This window comes from Enterococcus sp. LJL51 (genome assembly GCF_054871795.1).
This window is the reverse complement of sequence record NZ_JBTXLW010000018.1, coordinates 47063-67734: the sequence shown is the minus strand read 5'-3', so window position 1 is coordinate 67734 and position 20672 is coordinate 47063. Positions and strand designations below refer to the sequence as shown.

At 38.4% G+C, this 20672-nt stretch carries 20 protein-coding genes; 13 read left to right on the top strand and 7 right to left on the bottom strand.

Annotation, left to right across the window (positions count from 1 at the left end; translation table 11 throughout):
* Positions 1-39 precede the first annotated feature (39 nt).
* A complete protein-coding gene (gene trpS, locus ACYSNQ_RS14960) occupies positions 40-1053 on the bottom strand; it encodes a tryptophan--tRNA ligase (protein WP_426084386.1) in 1014 nt (337 codons plus the stop codon).
* 375 nt (positions 1054-1428) lie between these two features.
* Between trpS and spxA the strand changes: the two genes are divergently transcribed.
* Together spxA and ACYSNQ_RS14950 are read left to right on the top strand one after the other, a co-directional pair.
* The gene (gene spxA / locus ACYSNQ_RS14955) at positions 1429-1827 is read left to right on the top strand and encodes a transcriptional regulator SpxA (protein ID WP_426084385.1); all 399 of its coding nucleotides are present in this window, start codon (positions 1429-1431) and stop codon (positions 1825-1827) included.
* Positions 1828-2193: 366 nt separating this feature from the next.
* Positions 2194-2844 (top strand): adaptor protein MecA, encoded by a 651-nt coding sequence (locus ACYSNQ_RS14950; protein WP_426084384.1) that lies wholly within the window; start codon positions 2194-2196, stop codon positions 2842-2844.
* A 135-nt stretch (positions 2845-2979) separates the two neighbouring features.
* On the opposite strand, the gene ACYSNQ_RS14945 is transcribed toward ACYSNQ_RS14950, so the two are convergent.
* Positions 2980-3780: a helix-turn-helix domain-containing protein gene (locus ACYSNQ_RS14945; protein ID WP_426084383.1), complete on the bottom strand. Its 801-nt coding sequence runs from the start codon at positions 3778-3780 to the stop codon at positions 2980-2982.
* Between the two features lie 304 nt (positions 3781-4084).
* On the opposite strand from ACYSNQ_RS14945, the gene ACYSNQ_RS14940 reads away from it, so the two are divergent.
* From ACYSNQ_RS14940 to pepF, 3 genes are all read left to right on the top strand, one after another.
* Positions 4085-5155, top strand: a complete 1071-nt coding sequence (locus tag ACYSNQ_RS14940; RefSeq protein ID WP_426084382.1) for an acyltransferase family protein — start codon at positions 4085-4087, stop codon at positions 5153-5155.
* A 99-nt stretch (positions 5156-5254) separates the two neighbouring features.
* Positions 5255-6436, top strand: a complete 1182-nt coding sequence (locus tag ACYSNQ_RS14935) for a competence protein CoiA (RefSeq protein ID WP_426084381.1) — start codon at positions 5255-5257, stop codon at positions 6434-6436.
* A gap of 138 nt (positions 6437-6574) precedes the next feature.
* The gene (gene pepF, locus ACYSNQ_RS14930) at positions 6575-8395 is read left to right on the top strand and encodes an oligoendopeptidase F (protein WP_426084380.1); all 1821 of its coding nucleotides are present in this window, start codon (positions 6575-6577) and stop codon (positions 8393-8395) included.
* Positions 8396-8581: 186 nt separating this feature from the next.
* On the opposite strand, the gene ACYSNQ_RS14925 is transcribed toward pepF, so the two are convergent.
* Complete coding sequence (locus tag ACYSNQ_RS14925; RefSeq protein WP_426084379.1) at positions 8582-9232, bottom strand: DsbA family protein; 651 nt, start codon at positions 9230-9232, stop codon at positions 8582-8584.
* A 97-nt stretch (positions 9233-9329) separates the two neighbouring features.
* The gene (locus tag ACYSNQ_RS14920; protein ID WP_426084378.1) at positions 9330-9923 is read right to left on the bottom strand and encodes a CYTH domain-containing protein; all 594 of its coding nucleotides are present in this window, start codon (positions 9921-9923) and stop codon (positions 9330-9332) included.
* A gap of 179 nt (positions 9924-10102) precedes the next feature.
* Here ACYSNQ_RS14920 and ACYSNQ_RS14915 point away from each other — a divergent pair, with 179 nt between their 5' ends.
* Genes ACYSNQ_RS14915 through mgtE form a run of 4 tightly spaced genes read left to right on the top strand, consistent with a single transcriptional unit; the run spans position 10103 to position 13871 of the window.
* Entirely contained in the window at positions 10103-10765 is a 663-nt protein-coding gene (locus ACYSNQ_RS14915; protein WP_426084377.1) for a GTP pyrophosphokinase, read from the top strand.
* A gap of 15 nt (positions 10766-10780) precedes the next feature.
* Positions 10781-11578: an NAD kinase gene (locus ACYSNQ_RS14910; protein WP_426084376.1), complete on the top strand. Its 798-nt coding sequence runs from the start codon at positions 10781-10783 to the stop codon at positions 11576-11578.
* A gap of 7 nt (positions 11579-11585) precedes the next feature.
* Positions 11586-12488, top strand: coding sequence for an RluA family pseudouridine synthase (locus ACYSNQ_RS14905; RefSeq protein ID WP_426084375.1), 903 nt, complete (start codon positions 11586-11588; stop codon positions 12486-12488).
* Positions 12489-12509: 21 nt separating this feature from the next.
* Positions 12510-13871, top strand: a complete 1362-nt coding sequence (mgtE, locus tag ACYSNQ_RS14900; RefSeq protein ID WP_426084374.1) for a magnesium transporter — start codon at positions 12510-12512, stop codon at positions 13869-13871.
* Positions 13872-14211: 340 nt separating this feature from the next.
* Here the strand turns inward: mgtE and ACYSNQ_RS14895 are convergent, their stop codons facing one another.
* On the bottom strand, positions 14212-14850 hold the full coding sequence (locus tag ACYSNQ_RS14895; RefSeq protein WP_426084373.1) for a copper homeostasis protein CutC: 639 nt from the start codon (positions 14848-14850) through the stop codon (positions 14212-14214).
* A 117-nt stretch (positions 14851-14967) separates the two neighbouring features.
* On the opposite strand from ACYSNQ_RS14895, the gene ACYSNQ_RS14890 reads away from it, so the two are divergent.
* Both ACYSNQ_RS14890 and trmL read left to right on the top strand, forming a co-directional pair.
* A complete protein-coding gene (locus ACYSNQ_RS14890; protein WP_426084372.1) occupies positions 14968-15813 on the top strand; it encodes a methyltransferase domain-containing protein in 846 nt (281 codons plus the stop codon).
* A gap of 223 nt (positions 15814-16036) precedes the next feature.
* The gene (gene trmL / locus ACYSNQ_RS14885) at positions 16037-16543 is read left to right on the top strand and encodes a tRNA (uridine(34)/cytosine(34)/5-carboxymethylaminomethyluridine(34)-2'-O)-methyltransferase TrmL (RefSeq protein WP_426084371.1); all 507 of its coding nucleotides are present in this window, start codon (positions 16037-16039) and stop codon (positions 16541-16543) included.
* A 582-nt stretch (positions 16544-17125) separates the two neighbouring features.
* Here trmL and ACYSNQ_RS14880 read toward each other — a convergent pair.
* Positions 17126-17983 (bottom strand): hypothetical protein, encoded by an 858-nt coding sequence (locus tag ACYSNQ_RS14880; protein ID WP_426084370.1) that lies wholly within the window; start codon positions 17981-17983, stop codon positions 17126-17128.
* 286 nt (positions 17984-18269) lie between these two features.
* Here ACYSNQ_RS14880 and ACYSNQ_RS14875 point away from each other — a divergent pair, with 286 nt between their 5' ends.
* Positions 18270-19604 carry a dihydrolipoyl dehydrogenase family protein gene (locus ACYSNQ_RS14875; RefSeq protein WP_426084369.1) on the top strand — a complete coding sequence of 445 codons (1335 nt, stop codon included), beginning with the start codon at positions 18270-18272 and terminating at the stop codon, positions 19602-19604.
* 86 nt (positions 19605-19690) lie between these two features.
* Here ACYSNQ_RS14875 and ACYSNQ_RS14870 read toward each other — a convergent pair whose 3' ends face one another.
* Entirely contained in the window at positions 19691-20116 is a 426-nt protein-coding gene (locus ACYSNQ_RS14870) for a GNAT family N-acetyltransferase (protein ID WP_426084368.1), read from the bottom strand.
* Positions 20117-20333: 217 nt separating this feature from the next.
* Here ACYSNQ_RS14870 and ACYSNQ_RS14865 point away from each other — a divergent pair, with 217 nt between their 5' ends.
* The gene (locus ACYSNQ_RS14865; RefSeq protein ID WP_426084367.1) at positions 20334-20603 is read left to right on the top strand and encodes a transposase family protein; all 270 of its coding nucleotides are present in this window, start codon (positions 20334-20336) and stop codon (positions 20601-20603) included.
* The last annotated feature ends 69 nt before the right edge of the window (positions 20604-20672 follow it).

Sequence of the window (20672 nt, the reverse complement as noted above, 5' to 3'; positions counted from 1 at the left end):
ATAACACCGTAAAAAGATGTTATAGTCCTTTTGTATATATTATTTTCTACGAGGCTTTCTTCCTAAGCCGATACCGTTTTTCATACGCTGCAAAGTTTTATTTGCAACAAGGCGTGCTTGTTCAGCACCTCGATCAAGAATGTCATCCAGCTCATCAGAAGCGAGCAGTTCTTCATAGCGGATTTGAATTGGTTCGAGTAAATCAACAACAGCCTCTGCCAAGTCGGATTTAAATTCACCGTAGCCTTTGCCGGCGTATGCTTCTACCAGCTCAGGAATTGAACGGTCACTGACCGCAGAGAAAATGTTCAGTAGATTTGAAACACCAGGTTTATTTTCCACATCATATTCAATAATTCCTGTTGAATCAGTAACAGCAGATTTAATTTTTTTGCGGATAACGTCAGGCTTATCCAGCATAGAAATATATCCTTTTGGATTTGAATCAGATTTACTCATTTTACTTGTAGGAGTCTGCAGGCTCATGATTCGACTTCCCTGTTCAGCAATTTTTACTTCCGGCATTGTCAGAATTTCTTGATTTGGCTGGGCATAGCGTTTATTAAAGCGTTCCACAAAATCACGTGTCAATTCCAAATGCTGTTTCTGATCATCTCCCACTGGAACCAAGTCTGCATTATAAAGGACAATATCGCCAACCATCAATGGAGGATAGGTTAATAGTCCTGCACTAACACCAGTTCGGCCGTTCTTCTGGGACTTATCTTTAAACTGCGTCATACGCTCCAGCTCACCGATAGTTGTGTTGCACTGGATAATCCAAGCTGCTTCAGCATGTGCAGAAACTTCTGACTGAATAAAAATTGTTGCTTTCTCTGGATCAAGTCCAACTGCAAGATAGAGAGCAGCTAGGCTTCTTGTTTGTTGTCTCAGCTTTTGAGGTTCCTGCTGTACTGTAATGGCGTGTTCATCTACAATACAATAGTAGCCTTTATAGTTATTCTGTAAGCTGATAAACTGTTTCATGGCGCCAATGTAGTTACCGATAGTCGGCGTACCGCTTGGCTGGATACCTGAAAAAATTGTCTTCATAATTACCACCTTATTTTTAATAATACTTCTAAAATAGTATACAATTAATAACTGCAAAAGAACAGAATTTATTAATGAAAAAAAGAAATCTGTTTTTTTAACGTTCATTTGTTAGGGAGTAGTACAGTTTTTTAAACTGTTGTAGTTTTCAGATAATTTAGAAAAAAACTAAATTAGTTATAATGTTATTACTAAAAGAAATTATTTATTTGTTATTAGTTAGTTAAATGACAATGAAATTACAAAAAATGTGATTTTTATTTAAAATACCCTAGTATTTCTATTAGAAGTTCGGTATACTGTAAGTGGATGGGAAAACAGATGATATTCCTGTTCTAAATAAAATAACTAACTCATAAAGAGGAGTGATGCGCAATGTTGACACTGTATACTTCCCCAAGTTGTACGTCATGTCGAAAAGCTCGTGCGTGGTTACAAGAACATGAAATTTCTTTCAAAGAAAGAAATATCTTCTCTGAACCGTTGAATATTTCTGAATTGAAAGCAATTCTTAGAATGACAGAGGATGGTACTGAAGAAATCATCTCAACTCGTTCGAAAGTATTCCAAAAACTGAATATGGATTTAGATGAACTTCCATTGCAGGATTTATTGGAATTGGTTAAAGAAAATCCAGGCTTACTGCGTCGACCAATCATGATTGATGATAAGAGATTACAGGTTGGTTTTAATGAAGACGAAATTAGACGTTTTTTACCTAGAGATGTTCGTCAGCTTGAACTACGTCAAGCTCAGTTGATGGCTGGATTATAAGCTTTCAATCACGGATTTTCAAAAGATGAAATCCGGAGAAATCTCACATAATTAATGAATAAAATTAGCATAGCAGAACAAGATACACTTTCTTGAAGGTATTCAGTTCTTGCCGAGTTTTTAAAGAGCTCCTTCACATTTATTCAGGTAAATGCTGGAAGGCTCTTTTTTTGGTTGCAATTACTCAAGCTAGAGTGTACTATTCTATAGTATAAATATAGAAAAGGTTCTTTATTATGAAAACTATAATATGGATTGCTAATTTTCAAATAAATGAACTTTTCTCTTTACTTTTGAAGTGATTGCTATACAATTAATCTATAAGAAGTAGTTTCCTGACTTGAGCAAAAAGCGAGGTGGAACCAGATGGAAATGGAACATATTAACGAAAATACGATTCGTGTATTGATTGGCAATGAAGACCTGGCTGATAGAGGGATTACCTTTCTCGACTTGTTGGGGAATCATAAAGAGGTAGAGAACTTCTTTTACAGCATTTTAGAAGAAGTGGATATTGAGGATGAGTTCCAGGGCAGTGAGGCTGTTACTTTCCAAGTCTTGCCTAAAAGCGACGGCTTAGAGTTGTTCATCAGTAAAAATGCTTCTGTAGAGGATGTACCGAACATTGGCAGCTTCAACGACTTAAGTTCTGAAGAAGCGAGCGAAATGATTAGAAAGCAGCTGGAAGCAAGCTACACTGATGAAACCAAGGATTTGGTTGATGACAGTATTCGCAGTTTTGTTCTTGAGCTGAGCAGCTTTGATGGAATGATTCAATTGGCAAATGAAGTATATGTTAAATCTATGCTGGCTAACCTGTACAAATATAAGGATAAATATTTTTTACAAGTAATGTTCTTTTTAGATGAAATTTCTATTAATGAAATCGAAAATGAATGGTCAAGACTCCTTGAATTCGGACAAGCCTCCACAGTAACACCAGAGGTTCTTAACGAATATGGAGATTGTATCATGGAACGAAATGCAATTGAGCTAACAAGATACTACTTTCACTAAAATATGATAGACATCGAAACAGAATTCAATTCTAATCGATGTCTTTTTTTTATAATCAAATAGTGTTGGTTATTAATCTCAATGTTTTTTAGATACTTTGACTTAAAGTAGAATACCTTTGATTATCGAAAGAAGCTAGTCTTCTTTTTTTTGCTTATTCGGCAGTTTTTCCAACTCTGTTAGATCAATCAATTTATCCGCTAGATCTTCTATACTGGGAACGGCATTTTCTCCGTTGACTAGGTCATCTATATCAATACTTGAAGCTTTGTTAAAATTATATAAATAGATGCTTTTACCTAAATTGAGATTTGGGTCAAAAACATTTTTTTCCCTCTCGCTTTGAATCCAGATTTTACTTTCTTTATTCCAGCTGTATAGATGATGTTCACCAATAATATCTACCATAATGTTATTGTCATCGTAACGTCTAACCTCACCAGATATATTAACCAGGTTAACTAAAAAACGATTTGTTTTAAAATAGATAGTGTATTCAACATCTTCAGGTAGAGTGACTGTTTCACCTGTTCTTTCTATAACTACTTCTTTTTCTGGGAGTATTTCTTTCTCAATTTTTGTTATTTCAATATCATCATAGTCTAATAAGACAATATCAATCCACCAGATAAGCCCTAAAAAAGTAATGATTCCAATAATGAGAACAATAGGCAAAATAATTAAAAATTTAAACCACTTTTTCTTCTTTGTATCGAATTTTAATTCCTTCACCATCTCATGATCTTCACGCAGCAGCTCATCTAATGAAAGTTCAAAAAGTTCGCTTAACTTTACTACTTGCTCTAAATCAGGATAGCTTCTTCCATTTTCCCATTTTGATATTAATTGTCTTGTGACAAAAAACTTTTGAGCCAAATCCTCCTGAGTAAGATTTTTTTCTGTCCGTTTTTCTTTTATGATTTTTCCAATATCCATTGCCTACCCCCTAACACGGCTCTTTTCCATTTTAGCGGAAAATCGAAAAATGAAAAGGACTTTAGGTGAAATCAATGATGCAACAAAGCGTAACATGCTGATATAGCAATGGTTTCATTCGTTGCAGTAATTAGTTATCGATGTTCTATTTTGTTTCTCGCTTAGTTCTTTATTCCTAAATAAAGTAAATATATAACTCTTGTTAAAGGGATATTTTTACTCATAGCTACAGATGCAGAGAGTAGAAGAATCTGACTATAAATCATTTTTGGGAGTTATATATGCTATAAAAGAGGGGAATAATATGGAAAAGAAAATGAGCTCCGAGCAAAGATATCCTTTGCTGGATATTGGGCAGTTTGCTGCTTCACTTTTAGTAATTTTAGTTCACTGCGGAAGGTTGGCAGAAAATGATGGTCTTCATTTTATTTTAAAATCTCTTCTAGGGCGATTGGCAGTTCCGCTATTTTTGGTTTCTACCGGTTATTTTTACCGCCGTAAGCTGCTTTCTTCAGCCGCTTATTTTAAAATATATTTTAAGAAACAAATCAAAGTATATTTATTCTGGAGTTTATTCTATGTGCCTTATGGTCTTTGGTTTTTACATACACAGGGGCTTCCGCCGGCCGTTTATCCAGCCGCCTTGGCTGTAGGCTTATTATATACTGGCTTATGTTATCAGCTTTGGTATTTTCCAGCTCTGTTCAGCGCTCTTTATCTGGTAAAGAAATCATTACTAAAGCTTGGCTATCTTAAAACCTTCTTTCTATCCTTTGTTTTGTTTGCATTAGGTGCGGTTGAAACCTATTCCGGCTATTTGAGCGGAACGTTTATTGAAAAGCCGTTTCGCTTATATCAGTCTGTTTTTGCAACCACTCGAAACGGTTTGTTTTATGCGTTTATCTTTGTTTTACTAGGCTTTTTTCTGGCTGACTATCAACAGTCTCCACTGCTTCAAAAAAGAGTAGGTGCAAAATTGGGTTTTAGCGGTATTCTCTTACTTGTTGAAGGCTGGCTGATTTTTAATAATCAGGGAGCAGACAAGAACTTTTTATTTAGTCTGATTCCTGCGGCTTTCTTTCTTGTAGCTGTACTGATTCAGTCTGATAGATGGCAGACAAGAGATTTTAGTAATTTGCGAATACTTGGTCAGTATTTGTTTTTCCTACATCCGTTGTTTTTGGAAGTAATTAAGGAGCTGTTTTCTTTGACAGGAATTCGAGAATTTCAAGGAATACCTTTATTTATACTCACTCTGTTTCTAAGTCTGGCAGTGTCGCAGGTAATCGTTAAGCTTAAGAATAACAATCAAGGTTCTAAAGTTCAAATGCAGAAGAAGCAACTGACCGCTATCAGAGAAGACAATCATGGTTAGCGATAAAAGTTGAATTGGGTAGAACATTATTTTTGTTTAGGATTCTAACGAATGATGGAATCGTTCAAAAAGTGCGTAGCTTTAATAGAGGTGATGACCATGCTTACAGCAAAAAACAAGCAGGGTGATTTAGTTCAGTTGGTTCATTGTTCAGATGAGGAAATGGAGATGCACCGGGAACAGCAATTTTTTTGCCCCGTCTGCGGCCAAGAGGTTCAGCTAAAAGCGGGACATATTAGAATTCCTCATTTTGCCCACCGTTCACTTTGCTCATTTGCCGGCTCTGTGGATAATGAATCAGAGGAGCATTTAGCTTTGAAAGAAATGTTTATTGATTGGTGTGAGTCTTATAAAATCTCCTATCAGGTAGAAGCTTATCTACCTGATTTAAAACAGCGTCCAGATTTACTCATTGGAAATATAGCTATAGAAGTTCAATGCAGTTCACTAGGTCTGGGAAAAATAATGAAGAGAACAAGAACCTATTTAGCTAACGGCTATATCCCATTATGGATTTGCGGTGAACATTTCTGGCATAAACAAGAAATGGGCGAGAATATAAAGGCATTTACTTTATTCAGTAAAACACTGGGTTTCTACTTTTGGGCAGCAGACTGGCGTCAAAAGACCTTAATGCTCTATTATCATTTAGAAGAAAATCTGAAGGGACAGGTATACTATGGGAGGAAGGTTTGGCCGTTCTGTAGTATCCCATTGAATCAGTTGTTTCATAATCAGCATGAATTAAAGCTGCATCACACGAGAAGCTACGATTTAAAAACAGAGCTTTTAAACAGTTACCGCTACTTAGCTAAGAAGCTGCTAATAAAGGATAAGAAAGTTCTAAGCTTTCAGGAATGCTGCTATAAAAATCACCAACATCTATTGCAGCTTCATCCCTGGTTCTATTATGAGGTCAGTCAGCGTTTCGTTTATACACATTCTTCTTTTTATCTACTCTGCTCACTCTGGCAGTTTTTGAAAGAACAACAGGGGGAACGCATTCAGTTTGAAGTGATTAGTCAGTTTTGTCAGCAGCTAATTATTCGGGAAAAGCTGCTTTATACGTTTCCCGCTATTTCTGCAGACTGTATAGCCTGCTGGCTAATCAATCAACTGGTAGAAAGTCTGATAGTATTCAGGATTTTAGCTCGCCGTGCTGGAGAAACGTTCGTTATCAAACTGCCTGACGACCAATTTGCTTCTTTAAATCAATCTAATCCATTCAAGAGCTTAGATTTTCCACAAGCTATTATTACTAGCACTCCATTGAAAATATGATACTATAGATATATAAATTCTGTTAAAGAAATGAGCTTATAATAACTCGCCCTTTATCTATATTTAGGATGAGAATCATTTCATGGGTAATGAAAGCTTTAAAGGATTTATATGGTATGTATGAAGGGAGTAGAAGCTATGAGTGAAGCAAAACAATTACCAAAACGCGACGAACTAGCAACAGAACTGACATGGGATTTGACTGCGGTATTTAAAGATAATACAGCATTTGAAGAAGCCTACGATCAGCTGTCAAAGGAAATAAAGGAAGCAGAACAAAAAAAAGGGACCTTAAAAAACGGCAGTACAGCGTTTTTAGAAGCAATTGAATATTTATTGGTGATGTATCGGAAAATTGAGTTGATCTATGTATACGCTCATTTGAAAAATGATCAAGATACAACTAACTCGGAATATCAGGCTTTATATGCAAGAGCAGCATCTTTATACTCTCAGGTTGGGGAAGCCGTTGCTTGGTTTGAACCTGAAGTTCTTTCTTTGTCAGATGAGGAGATTTGGGCTTATTTTGATGAGGAACCTAAATTGAACATCTACAAGCATTTTGTTGAGAATATTTTAGATAGCCGGGCGCATGTATTAAGCGAAGAACAGGAGTCGCTGCTGGCTGGAGCGGGAGAAATATTTAGCGCCTCAAGCAATACATTCTCTGTTTTAAACAATGCTGATTTGAAATTCCCAGTTATTGAAGATGATAAAGGTGAAAAAATCCAATTGAGCCACGGCATGTACGGTCAGTTGATGGAAAACACTTCTAGAAATGTGCGGGAAGCAGCATTTAAAGGGCTATACAGTGTTTATGAACAGTTTAATAATACATTTGCTTCAACCTTGTCTTCTCATGTGAAAGCACATAATTTTAAAGCAAAAATTAGAAAGTACGGCTCAGCAAGAGCAGCAGCGTTAAGCAGCAATCATATCCCTGAAAGTGTTTATGAGACGTTAGTAGAAGTAGTTGACCATCATTTGTCTTTGCTTCACCGGTATGTAGGACTGCGGAAAAAGCTTTTACAGCTTGATGAGCTTCATATGTATGATATGTATACACCGATTTTGGGTGATGCTCCAATCAAATTTACTTATCAGGAAGCAAAAGAGAAAACACTGGCAGCTTTAGCTCCGCTGGGTGAAGAATACTTGAATATTGTTAATCAAGCATTTGATCAGCGCTGGATTGATGTTGTGGAAAATCAAGGAAAAAGAAGCGGTGCCTATTCATCAGGGGCGTATGATACCTACCCATATATTCTGTTAAACTGGCATGATAGTGTTGATCAGCTGTACACCTTGGTTCATGAAATGGGGCACAGCGTCCACAGCTACTTTACTAGAAACAATCAGCCTTATGTATACGGAGACTACTCTATTTTTCTTGCAGAAATCGCATCAACAACCAATGAAAATATTTTGACTGAATATTTGCTGGAAACAGAAACGGATCCTAAAGTTCGGGCTTATGTCTTAAATCATTATCTGGACGGCTTCAAAGGAACGATTTTCCGTCAGACTCAGTTTGCAGAGTTCGAGCACTTCCTGCATACAGAAGATGCAAAAGGTATTCCATTAACAAGTGATCATCTGAATAAAAGCTATGCGGCATTGAATGCGAAGTACTATGGCCCTGAAGTAGTACCAGATGAAGAAATTGCTTTGGAATGGTCTAGAATTCCACATTTTTATTACAATTATTATGTATATCAATATGCTACAGGCTTCTCTGCAGCTTCTGCGCTGGCTGATAAAATTATTAAAGAAGAACCGCAGGCGCTGGAAAATTATTTAAGCTATCTGAAGTCCGGCAGCAGCGATTATCCGATTGAAGTAATGAAAAAAGCTGGCGTAGATATGACGAAACCAGCGTATATTGAAGATGCTATGAAAGTTTTTGAGGCTCGCTTATCTGAGCTTGAAGCTTTGATAGAGACATTTGATAAAAACTAAAAGGTCTTTGTCAAATCAGGCTGATAAGAAAATTGAATAAAATTATAGGACTTGAAACAAAAAGCAGGAAATTTTAGCTTTTGTTTTAAGTTCTTTTATTTGGTGAGGGAGAACTTGATTTACTGAAAAATAATAGAAAGTACAAAAAAACAGGAAGCAGGCAGATACTGGCTGTTTCCTGTTTTTCTATAGTAAGTGTAAATGTCCCTTCGGTACGCTTTGTTCATGAGCCTTTGCAATCTGGACTGGATCGTGAAAATGAATATAATTTTCTTCAGAAGTCTCACACAGCTGTTTAATATGATCAATAGACAGATAGTCCTCAACGAGTACGCCGAAATCTCTATCACAGGCATAATTATAGATAACAGCTGACGGATGTTTAGAAACACCCATTTCTCTGGCAATTTGCTGATCAATCTGGAAGGATTCCTTCACAAATGGCGATTGACGGTCAGAGCGGAACATTTCCAAGTCGCCGCCTGATTCAACAATCAGTTTTTCAGCCAAATCAGGAGAATAAACGGATCCCGCTTCTCCTACTATTTCCTGTAGATTCAAAAGGATGTGACGGCCTTTCTTTTTTCCTTGCAGCTGAGCTGCTTTAAAATCAAGCGAAGCAGAATAAATCTCTTCAAAAAGCTGATTCCTTCTATTGATGTCATGGGAAGGAATATTGTACAAACTTAGCAAACCGTCAATAGTTTTCATATTTACTAAGGGGATTAAACGTAATTGGATCTTTTTATTTTCTGCTTGAGCGAACGATAAGATGTCCCGCTCAATGTCCAAGCAAATACTCCCTAATGGATTTACGAACAAATATATTTCAATCATTCATACTTCCTCCAATTCGATTCTTTGCCAATATCGCGACTACGACCAATTTCTGTACTTTACCAAAAAAACAGAAGAAATTGAAGCATTCTGCTCATTAGTCTGTATCAGAGGAATAAGAAGGAGAAGACAACAACATCCGTTGTATCTTATTCAATCCGCTGATTTCTTTGATATTCAAAGTATTTAGCAGATTATAAAATGCTTTCTTTCCAATGAAAGCATCTGCAACTTCTAATTCCAGTTCATAATCGTGATTTTGGTTATACCAACTTTCATCAAGAGCTAATAAACCTTGGGGAAGTTTTTTTTGTGCTCTCTTGGTTTTAAGTTGACCAATCACATGTAATGGAGTATTGATTGTAAGATCCTGCAGTTTTTGAGAAACTTCACTATTTTTTGGAAAAATCCGAGAATGGATTATTTCTTCTGCCTGCTCAGGTGTGATGGGATCAGTGATTTCCAGCAATCCGTCTTTAGCGGGAACCTTTAGAGTAATCTCAGCAGCATCAGGCAAGGTTCGAATTCTTAAGCCGATGTTCATTTGCTTTAGATGAAATGCAGATGTATCGAAATAAGTATTTACTTGTAAGAAAAAATCCTCTTCTTTTAATTGAAAATAGTCAGTGATTCGAATAAAGTCCCTTTCTGAGAGCATGGTCTTATATTCAATTTCTAAGTTTTCACTCAACCGAAACTCACCTTCTTTTATACCTAATTTTCACACATGTTACATGGTTTCGTCAAGAAAAGTGATGGTCTGGACCTTTTTTTTTATAAAAGGCGAATAACAGAATAAAAAATCCAATTTTTCATCGGACTATGGTAAAATAAGCAGTGGATCAAATTCAAGGAAATTGAGGGAAAAATATGGAGAAAGATTGGGAACTTTTTCTTGCGCCATATGAACAAGCTGTTGGAGAGATGAAAGTCAAGCTGCGGGGAATCCGCAAACAGTTTAATGAAAGCAACAGACATACCCCCATCGAGTTTGTAACAGGCCGGGTAAAGCCTGTGGACAGTATTCTTACTAAAGCAGCTTTAAGAAAGATTTCGCTGGACCGGCTGGGTGAAGAAATGCAGGATATTGCGGGACTGAGAATTATGTGTCAGTTCGTTGAAGATATTTATCAAGTAGTGGATATTATAAGGAATCGCAGAGATTTTGAGATTGTCCAGGAAAGAGACTATATCACTAATAAAAAAGAGAGCGGTTATCGTTCTTATCACCTAGTTATTGCTTATCCGGTTCAGCTTATTACCGGAGAAAAGAAGATACTGGCTGAGATTCAGATTCGTACATTGGCAATGAATTTCTGGGCGACGATTGAACACTCTCTAAATTATAAGTATCAAGGTGTTTTTCCAGAAGAGCTGAATGACCGGCTGCAGCGGGCCGCCGAAGCTGCGTATCAGCTGGATGAGGAAATGTCCAGTATCCGTGAAGAAATTCAAGAGGCACAGCATCTGTTTTCACACGGCAGAAAAAAGGCAACAAATGAGTACTACAAGAAAAAAGACACTCAGAAATAATGCAGGGGGAGAGCCATGAAGGTAGCGATCGTCCATAATATTGAAGAAAAATCAAGAAGTGTAGCGAAGCAGCTGCGTTTGCTTTTGGAGCGGAAAGAAATTGAAGTGTCCGACAGCGATCCTGAATTGATTATTTCAATCGGGGGAGACGGGACACTTCTTTCTGCGTTCCATCGTTTTAGCCACATGTTGAATGATGTGAAATTCTTGGGTGTTCATACGGGACATCTGGGGTTTTATACAGATTGGCGCGACTATGAGCTGGAAGAGCTTGTTGAAAGTCTGCTGAGAGAACAGGAAAAAAGTGTTAGCTATCCGTTGTTGGATGTGCGGATTACCTTTTGTGATGATAAACCTGACAAGCATTTTTTGGCATTGAATGAATCAACAATCAAGCGTTCCAATCGGACGATGGTTGCCGATGTTTATATCAAAGATGAATTATTTGAACGGTTTAGAGGGGATGGACTATCTGTTTCAACCCCGACAGGTTCGACAGCATACAATAAAAGCGTAGGCGGAGCAGTCATTCATCCGAGTATAAATGCTTTTCAGCTGGCAGAAATAGCTTCTCTGAATAATCGTGTTTTCCGTACTCTGGGCTCGCCTATGGTGATTGCAAACAGCGAATGGGTTTCTATTGATTTGCAGGAAAGCAGTGATTATCTGATTACAGTAGATCAGCTGAACATTTATCAGGAAAATGTGGACACCATCCATTACAGGATTGCGGATGAGCGGATACACTTTGCATCGTATAAGCATATGCATTTTTGGTATAGAGTGAAGGATGCATTTATTAGTGAGGATTAAGTAAGCAATGAAATTTCAATGGGTATATAATAAAGAATCTTCCCAGCAGATAAAGTCATATTTGAAAGAGCAGGGCGTTTCAAAGGGCTTGTTGGCAAAGATAAAGTTTCAAGGCGGTTCAATTAAAGTGAACGGCAAGGTGGAGAACGTCCTTTATCAGCTTTCTATGGGAGAACAGCTAACGATTGTTGTTCCAGATGAAGGCGAGCATGAGACGATGCTTCCGTCGGATGAGCCAATCGTTATTTTGTATGAGGATGAACATTTTTTAGTGGTTGATAAGCCGGCAGGAATTGCGACTATTCCAGCTCAGTATCATCCCAACGGTACAATGGCAAACCGGGTAAAGGGATATTATCAGCGGATGGGCTATAAGGATCAGGTAATCCATGTAGTTACAAGACTGGATCGGGATACTTCTGGAGTTATGCTGTTTGCCAAACATGGATTTGCTCATGCGATGCTGGACCAGCAGCTGCGGCAGAAAAAGGTAACGAAAATCTATCATGCACTGGTTTCAGGCGATATTGCTAAGCTGTCTGCCCATGGTCAGATTATTGCGCCAATCAGCCGGGAGCGGACCTCTTTGCTGAAACGCACAGTTTCTGAAGATGGGCGCTATGCAGAAACTGAATACTGGCTGACTGCAGTGTCTGATAAAAATCAGGGGATTGCCTTTGTGAGAATCCAGCTTCATACAGGTAGAACGCATCAGATACGGGTTCATTTTGAAAGTATCGGATGTTCGCTTCTAGGAGATGAGCTTTACAATGGCGCCTTGGATAAAGGAATAGAGCGGCAGGCGCTGCACTGCAGTCACTTGAGTTTTAAGCATCCATTTACCAATGAAGAGCTGTTTTTTGACTCCCCATTGGCAGAAGATATGCAGCGGCTGATTGATAGAAAATAAGAAAGAAGGAGGTTGGGAAAAGTGAATGAAGGACAGGAAATTGAAGAGCAGTTTGAAAGCTTGCTGGATTACTTGAGAAATGACCAGATGAATGAATTCCGGGAAGCCTTCTTAACGCTCCATATTTATGAACAGGGTCAATTTTACCAATCTCTGGAAGCGCAGCAGCGGGAGCAGATATATAACTATCTATCGCCTAAAGAGCTGGCGGATATGTTTGACGTTATTGAAGAAGATAATGAAGATATGAAAGACTACATCTCGGAAATGCGCCCAAGTTACGCAGCGGAAATGCTGTCTGAGATGTACACAGATAACGCAGTAGACTTGCTGAATATGCTGGATAAAAGTGAAATGGCGAAATACCTTAGCTTGATGAGTACAGAAGACGCTAGCGAGATTAAAGAGCTGCTGCACTATGAAGACGATACTGCCGGCTCCATCATGACGACAGAATACGTATCGATTGTTGCTAATCAAACGGTCCGCTCTGCGATGTATGTGTTGAAAAATCAGGCGGATGTAGCAGAAACTATTTACTACGTGTATGTTGTGGATCAGGAAAACCATCTGGTGGGGGTTATCTCTCTTCGTGATTTGATCGTGAATGATGATGATACACTGATCAGTGAAATTCTAAGCGAACGTGTTATTTCTGTTCACGTGGGAGATGACCAGGAGGATGTTGCTCAAACGATTCGGGATTACGACTTTCTGGCACTGCCGGTTATTGATTATGATGAGCATTTGCTGGGGATTGTTACCGTAGATGATATTATTGATGTTATTGATGATGAAGCAGCCAGTGATTACTCCGGACTGGCTGGGGTTGACGTGGAAGAGGTTAGTGAAAATCCCCTCAAAGCGGCTTCCAAAAGACTGCCATGGCTAATTACCCTGCTGTTTCTGGGAATGTCTACAGCGACTTTAATCAGCCATTACGAAGCTTTAGTTAGTGAAGCAAGTATCCTAGCTGTTTTTATCTCGCTCATTACTGGTACTGCTGGTAATGCGGGAACACAATCGCTGGCAGTAGCAGTACGCCGGCTAGCAGTAGCAGATGACAAGGACAGCAATTTTAACCGCTTGATCATCAGTGAAGTATTGACTGGTCTTGTTACTGGCGCAATTACTGGTCTGACAATAATGATTGTCGTGGGTATTTGGAAGCAGAATTTTCCCTTAGGGTTTGTCATTGGAATGGCGATGCTTTGTGCAATTACAGTCGCAAATCTGGCTGGAAGCTTAATTCCAATGCTGATGGATAAGCTGGGCTTTGATCCGGCAGTCGCCAGCGGACCGTTCATTACAACATTGAGTGATTTAACAAGCGTCTTGATTTATTTTAATATTGCCAGTATTTTTATGGCATACTTTATTTAAAAACTTCTATGTCCAATTGTGTTGGCAGGAGAAAAACTGAATGAAATCTTAGAACTTGAAACAAGAAGCAGGAAATGACTGGTTTTTTTTCAGGTTCTTTTTTGTATAAGAGGTATTTCGCTCCATAGCTGGATAACTAAGTGTTGTTTTACCCAAGTAATGGACGGAATGTGCTGTCGAGATTCACGAAGTTCAGCTGTCAATTTCACCTTTGCCTGCGGAGAGATTGGCAACGTTCTTTCTATTTATATTTAAGTACTTAAAATTTCGCTGGCAAAAATAGTATGTCACTATTTAAAAAACACAGAATCAGTCCGCTCTCGAACTGATCCTGTGTTTTTTAGTTAAGTGAAACGATTTTTGTGCCATGTGCTTCGCTAATAGCCAAAGCGCTGACTATTTCATCAACATTAGCGGCAGTAATTCCGCCGCCCGGCAAAATGATAATACGGCCGTCTGCATAATCAATGAGTTCTTTAAGATGAGCAAGATTTTTGGTGATTGGGGTACCCGCTGGACCGCCATGAGTTAAAATGCGCTGAACATTTCGCTCAGCCAGCCAATCAATTGCTTTGAACTGATTTTCTTTTGAAAGCTGGTCAAAAGCCATATGGAAAGTAATCTGCAGTCCTTCTGAAGTTTCTATCAGAAGATCAAGAGCTTCCTCATCCAGCCAGTTATCATCAGTAAGGCAACCAAAAACCACGCCATCAGTTCCGATTTTTTTTGCTTCAATTAAATCTGTATGCATAATTTTTAGTTCGATATCATTGTAGACAAAATCACCACCACGGGGACGAATCATGGTCATGATGGAAACAGGATGTTCTTCTGCAAAATGAACAGCTTCTTCAATAACTCCTGTGCTAGGTGTAGTTCCGCCTACCGCCAGATTATCACATAATTCAATTCGTCCAGCACCATTTCTCACAGCTGCGGGAATATCCGTAAAATTTTCTGCACAAAATTCTTTAATCACAGGTACCACTCCTTTAATTTCTTCATAGGCATTGTAACATATTTTCAAGTGTTGCCAAAGGAACTCTTCCATTGTAAGATAGAGCAGATGAAACTAGTTGAAGAGAAGGAGCCGGTTATGCTTAAGAAAAGAGATAAGGCTAGAGAATTTCTGGAGGCGAATAGTTCGCTGTTCCGCTGTCCGTTGTGCCATGAAGCAACGGATGTAAATGACTACACATTGACTTGTAGAAAAAATCATCAGTTTGAGCTTTCAAAAAAAGGGACACTGTACTTTTTAAAAACGCATACTCAAACCGAATATAATCAGAAAATGTTTAGTCACCGTCAGGCGATGATTAAAAGCGGTATGTATAAAAATATGCTGGCAGCAGTCTTGCCTCAAACAGCTGAAGGCAAAGTGATTTTGGACGTGGGCTGCGGCGAAGGTAGTTTTCTTTCTGAGTTAGCATTTCTGGGGATGGAAGGAACTAAAATTGGTTTTGATATTTCTAAAGAAGGGGTCTATTTAGCCAGTAATCAGCCAATAGATGCGTTTTGGTGTGCCGCAGATTTAACCAACCTGCCCTTTGCAGATCAGTCTGTAGACTGTATTTTGAATATTTTTTCTCCTTCTCACTACGGAGAGTTCCAACGGGTGCTGACACCAAAAGGACGTGTGATTAAGATAATTCCGGAAGAGGGATATTTAAAGGAATTGAGAGCCGGGTTTTTCCCGGAAGATTTGGAAAAACAACATTATTCCAATCTGAAGGTAGTTGAAAAGTTCTCGCAATCTATGAAGCTCATTGAGAATCAGCGGATTACTACCATTTTTGATGTCCCACAAGAACGTCGCTTAGACTTACTGGAAATGTCGCCATTGGAATGGCAGGCTACAACTGAAAGAAAAGCGCAGCTTCAAGAAAATCCTCTTGAAGAAATAACGGTTGACCTGCGCATGTTAATAGGAGAGATAAGATAACGCTTACAAAAAAGAATTTCACAAAAAACTATTGCAAAGCTCTGATATTGGTGTTATATTACATACAAGTTGTTTTTTCATTGGTTTTTATCAGGTTCCTGTTCTGATAAAAGTTAGTGAAAAGAATCTTCACTAACGTAGTGGCTCGCAGTGATTAACACCGAGACGGTACGTTTTTTTGTTGTTCTAAATAAGTTTTTTAGTGAAGGAAAGGAATAATAAAATGACAAATCATATTGTTTTATTTGAACCTCAGATTCCTGCAAATACAGGCAACATTGCCCGGACATGTGCGGCGGTTAATGCGCCCTTACATCTCATCGAGCCGTTAGGTTTTTCAACGGACGACAAGCAGCTTAAAAGAGCAGGGCTGGATTACTGGCATGATGTAGCAATTACCTACCATAAAAGTCTGGAAGATTTTCTTGCATTTTTAGGAGATCAGCCGCTGCATTTGATTACTAAGTTTGCTAATAAGATATACAGTGACGAGAATTTCTCAGACGGACAAGACCATTATTTTATGTTTGGTAAAGAAACAACCGGATTGCCAGAGACGTTTATGAGGGAGCATTCAGACAAATGTTTAAGAATTCCGATGAATGATGAACACGTCCGTTCTCTGAACCTTTCTAATACGGCTGCTTTAGTCGTTTATGAAGCTCTGCGTCAGCAGTCTTTTCCAAACTTGGAGCTGCAGCATCACTATGATAATGATAAGCTGGATTAAAGGTGTGTTATCAGGACAAACAAGTAAATAAAATTGAAGAGCTTGGAACAAAAGCAGGAAAAATGGCTGATTTTGTTTCAAGTTCTTTTTTCAGAAAAAAAGAGTGAAAGATCTGTGGCTTTAGAAAAGATTTCTTTCATCGGTCAGGCGTTCTCTTATAGTGCTTGAACGCTCAGAAAAGAGCTCCTAGCGTTTTTCTTTTAAATTTTTACTAGAATCTGTCTGAAAAATAGAATGACATCCGAATTTTTCAGGGATTTTTGTGGAAATCAAGCAAAACCACAAGCTAGCTCATTTCAGAGTAGTCACTTTTACTACTATTGATTGAAAAATGACGTTTACTTTCGTACGCATACCATTCTGTTAGCAAGTCTTTAGGCAAACAGAACTGGCAATGTGGTGCATAAGTGAGTATTTCTGCCGACGAGTTCCATAACAATCTCGAAAATATTCGTCGCTAGAGTTTTCAGACACATGCTAATACAAAATAGTATCATTTAAAATTAAAAGCTACCCTAAAGCATTCCATCGCTGGATTCCTTTAGGGTAGCTTTATTTTTCAGTAAAGCAGTTTGACAGCTGCTATTTTTGCAGCTGAGAGTACAGATTACTTAATTCTACGCTTTTTGTCAGCATATCTGTATAGATTTTTAATGCTGCAGAAGCAGTCATGTTGTCGCCCGCATCGCTTATTACACCGCTTAGCTCAGTATACTCAGCCATCAATCCCATATAGTCAGCGGCAAAAGTCAGGCTAGTAGAATCAGTATAAGTACTAGGATTGTCTACATATCCCTGAGCTTTTTCAATCATTTCATCATACTTTTCATCAACTTTTTTGATTGCTGCTTCTACATCTTCGATACTCTTCGTTGAACCAGAACTTTTCTGTTTGGTACTGGAAGGCGTTGTGCTGGAAGAACTGGATTCTTTTGTTTTTGAACTTGAGCTGCTAGAACTGCTGGAACTAGAAGAGCTGGATGAACTAGAAGAACTAGCTTTAGAATTGTTTTTTCCACCAGTTCCGTCAAAATCATGGTCGGAATAGCCAACAATAACTGTTGCTCCTTTGTCGGCGTAAAAACCATGACGATCACCAACTTCTTTTGTACCATAATACGTTACTGCAGGCTGATCGCTTGAAATATCATCACATTCATCCTTACGAAGATAACGCTTGTTTGTTGTTGCTTTGTGGTCAAAATTTGAAACAACAAATTTGACCTTTAATCCAGCAGCATCAAATTTTGCTTCTACCTCTTCTTTTGTATCAAAGTACGTATTAGGCACTTCGGCTTTACCTGCTAGAAGTTCATCTGCCCTTTTTTCTTTTTGCTTCTCAGATTTACTAGCTTCACAGCTGGAATAACTAACAAGAAGGATAATCACCAAAGCAATCCCCAAAACCACTTTCCCCAACCTACCTAATGATTTTTTCATTTTTTTCTCCTCATTTCTATGATATAATTTTTTCATCATATGGCTTCATGTAAATGAGGCAAGCCGGCTGATTAGTATCTCCCATACTAATCAGCTTTTTTGCATTACCAATACTGTAGCATAATTCTATAAGGAATAGAAGCAGAGATTCGTAGCTATAGGATAAGGAGAAAATTATCTATACAATAGATACAGGATTGCCTCAGAGAGAGAATCGTTATATTCGTAACCCCTTTTTTCCTGCTATATAATAAAGATAACAGGCTTGTTAAGGAGGAAATAACTTATGGAAAATCAATTTGATGTAATCATCATCGGCAGTGGTCCGGGAGGAATGGCAGCAGCCTACGATTTGGCAGCGGCAGGGAAAAAAATTGCTGTAGTAGAAGCTGACAAATGGGGAGGAACCTGTCCAAATAGAGGCTGTGATCCTAAAAAGATTCTGTATCATGGCGTTGCTGCCGGAGAAGCTGTTGCACAGCTAAAGGGTGCAGGCTATGCTGGAAAACCTGCTGTAAATTGGGAGGAGCTGATGGCCTTTAAAAAAGATTTTACAGATGCTGTGCCCAAGGAACAGAAAGGCGGTTTGGAAGGTGCTGGAATTACCGTTATTGAAGGAACTGCTGTATTTGAAAACGAGCATACAATTATAGTTTCTGAAAAAAGCTACACAGCGGATACATTTATTTTAGCGACTGGTCAGCATTCAGCTTTGCTTGATATTCCTGGAAAAGAGCATTTAGAAACCAGTACTGAATTTTTGGAACTGCCTTCACTTCCTGAAAAAATGGCATTTATTGGCGGCGGATATATTGCTTTTGAATTAGCAAATATTGCTCACAGCAGCGGCAGTGAAGTACATATCATTCACCATAATCAAAAGCCGCTGAAAGGATTTGAACAAGAACAAGTAAATGCATTGATTCAGCTCATGAAGTCCAAAGGAATTATTTTTCATTTTGATGAAGAGGTTGAAAAAATCGAAAAGACCGATGATCTTCTTGAAGCCACGCTTGCTTCTGGTGATGTGCTGGAGGTCAATCGTATTTTCTGCAGTACGGGGAGAATCGCAAATGTAGAAGGAATGAATCTCGAGGGAATAGGAATTAATTATTCTGCAAGAGGGATTGAGGTTGACAGCCGGCTGCGCACTAGTGTGAAGAACATTTATAGTCTGGGAGATTGTTTGGCAAAGAAAAAACCGAAGCTGACTCCAGTATCCAGTTTTGAGGGCGGCTATTTGGCTAAACTGCTGAGTGGAAAGATAGATGAAGAAATCAGCTATCCTGAGATTCCAACTATTTTATTTGCTTCACCGAAGCTGGCCCAGGTTGGAAAGACAGAGGTTACACCAGATGAAACTGAGCACTATGAGGTGCAGGACTTAGATGTTTCCCAATGGTTCACTTATAAATACAGAAAAGAGCCTTTGGCTATGGCAAAAGTTGTTGTAGATAAGCAAACAGGTTTATTAGCGGGAGCGTCCGTATTGAGTAATGAAGCAGATGAGCTAATTAATTTACTTACTTTAGTTATTAATCAAAAGCTGCCTAAAGAAAACATCAACCAGCTAATCATGCTTTATCCGACCGTTGCCAGCGATATCAGCTATTTGTATTGAAAATTAAAATCCATAAAAAAACGACGAGTTTCCAGTATCTTGGGAAATTCGTCGTTTTTCAAATCATCGTACGTATTGAGCTGGTATTATTCAATAGGCAGTCTTTTTTCAAGATAGTATTTTGTTGTCCCGTGAAAGGGAGAATCAGTTAGTTGACCAAAAACTGAATAGCCGTGCATTTCATAAAATGTTTTTGCCTGATAATCTTGTGTATGGATAGTAATAATCTCTGCGTTCTGGCTCTGAGCAAAAGCTTCGCCCTCTTTTAACAGCAGCGTACCCAAACCGCTCTTACGGTAATTTTTATCCACAGCGAGGAGGGAGATATGGGTAGTGTTCATCCAATTGCTGGCGGTAATGCCTCCAATATAGCGGTCATCATCAAATAGGCCCTTAGAAAAATTGCTTGATTTTTTTTGAGCTATACCAGTATTTTCCAGCTGATGTTCTTCCAGAAAGCGAATCAGCTTATCTTCATTTTCTTTGAGCTCAAGATTTTTAAAGTGAATCATGGTTTACCTCCTTTTATTAAGTATTATATAAAAGGAAGTAATAAATAGGAAGCCGCTTATTTGGAGGTATTTTAGCTAAAAGTTAGTGGAAAGGGAGAATAGCTAGGATAGAAGCACGAAGAAAAAAGAAAGTGAAAAAATATGAAAGACTTTCTTTTCCTGTTGGTAGTAATGAACTAGACTGAAACTATCAACCCAATGTAGAAGGGCGCTTTTCATGAAGGTCCTCTTTGTTTTTTTATCTCAAGTCACCGATTCTTGTCAAGCAAACAAGGTGGTTCATTCATTATCAGCTAGTGTGATGTTTGTTTTTTTCGACCACTGGGCAAATTGTAACGAATGGGAAGAAAGTCATTTTTTCGCTTTGCGTAATAAAACGATTTTGAAACACTTCATTGCTCTGGAAAATGATGCTCCTTCAAAAGACACCATTTGTCGAGTTATGGGAATGATTTATCTTTATCGAGTCCAGTGTTTTCTCCAATAGGAAGGAACCAGTAAAGAATTGAAGCAGCTGTAGAAGCAAATAGGGAATTACTTGCTGTTAGCATAAGAA

Excerpts from the sequence above, each read along its gene's own strand:
- trpS (WP_426084386.1), bottom strand. The coding sequence starts at position 1,053 with ATGAAGACAATTTTTTCAGGTATCCAGCCAAGCGGTACGCCGACTATC.
- spxA (WP_426084385.1), top strand. The coding sequence starts at position 1,429 with ATGTTGACACTGTATACTTCCCCAAGTTGTACGTCATGTCGAAAAGCT.
- ACYSNQ_RS14950 (WP_426084384.1), top strand. The coding sequence starts at position 2,194 with ATGGAAATGGAACATATTAACGAAAATACGATTCGTGTATTGATTGGC.
- ACYSNQ_RS14945 (WP_426084383.1), bottom strand. The coding sequence starts at position 3,780 with ATGGATATTGGAAAAATCATAAAAGAAAAACGGACAGAAAAAAATCTT.
- ACYSNQ_RS14940 (WP_426084382.1), top strand. The coding sequence starts at position 4,085 with ATGGAAAAGAAAATGAGCTCCGAGCAAAGATATCCTTTGCTGGATATT.
- ACYSNQ_RS14935 (WP_426084381.1), top strand. The coding sequence starts at position 5,255 with ATGCTTACAGCAAAAAACAAGCAGGGTGATTTAGTTCAGTTGGTTCAT.
- pepF (WP_426084380.1), top strand. The coding sequence starts at position 6,575 with ATGAGTGAAGCAAAACAATTACCAAAACGCGACGAACTAGCAACAGAA.
- ACYSNQ_RS14925 (WP_426084379.1), bottom strand. The coding sequence starts at position 9,232 with ATGATTGAAATATATTTGTTCGTAAATCCATTAGGGAGTATTTGCTTG.
- ACYSNQ_RS14915 (WP_426084377.1), top strand. The coding sequence starts at position 10,103 with ATGGAGAAAGATTGGGAACTTTTTCTTGCGCCATATGAACAAGCTGTT.
- ACYSNQ_RS14910 (WP_426084376.1), top strand. The coding sequence starts at position 10,781 with ATGAAGGTAGCGATCGTCCATAATATTGAAGAAAAATCAAGAAGTGTA.
- ACYSNQ_RS14905 (WP_426084375.1), top strand. The coding sequence starts at position 11,586 with ATGAAATTTCAATGGGTATATAATAAAGAATCTTCCCAGCAGATAAAG.
- ACYSNQ_RS14890 (WP_426084372.1), top strand. The coding sequence starts at position 14,968 with ATGCTTAAGAAAAGAGATAAGGCTAGAGAATTTCTGGAGGCGAATAGT.
- trmL (WP_426084371.1), top strand. The coding sequence starts at position 16,037 with ATGACAAATCATATTGTTTTATTTGAACCTCAGATTCCTGCAAATACA.
- ACYSNQ_RS14880 (WP_426084370.1), bottom strand. The coding sequence starts at position 17,983 with ATGAAAAAATCATTAGGTAGGTTGGGGAAAGTGGTTTTGGGGATTGCT.
- ACYSNQ_RS14875 (WP_426084369.1), top strand. The coding sequence starts at position 18,270 with ATGGAAAATCAATTTGATGTAATCATCATCGGCAGTGGTCCGGGAGGA.
- ACYSNQ_RS14870 (WP_426084368.1), bottom strand. The coding sequence starts at position 20,116 with ATGATTCACTTTAAAAATCTTGAGCTCAAAGAAAATGAAGATAAGCTG.
- ACYSNQ_RS14865 (WP_426084367.1), top strand. The coding sequence starts at position 20,334 with ATGAAGGTCCTCTTTGTTTTTTTATCTCAAGTCACCGATTCTTGTCAA.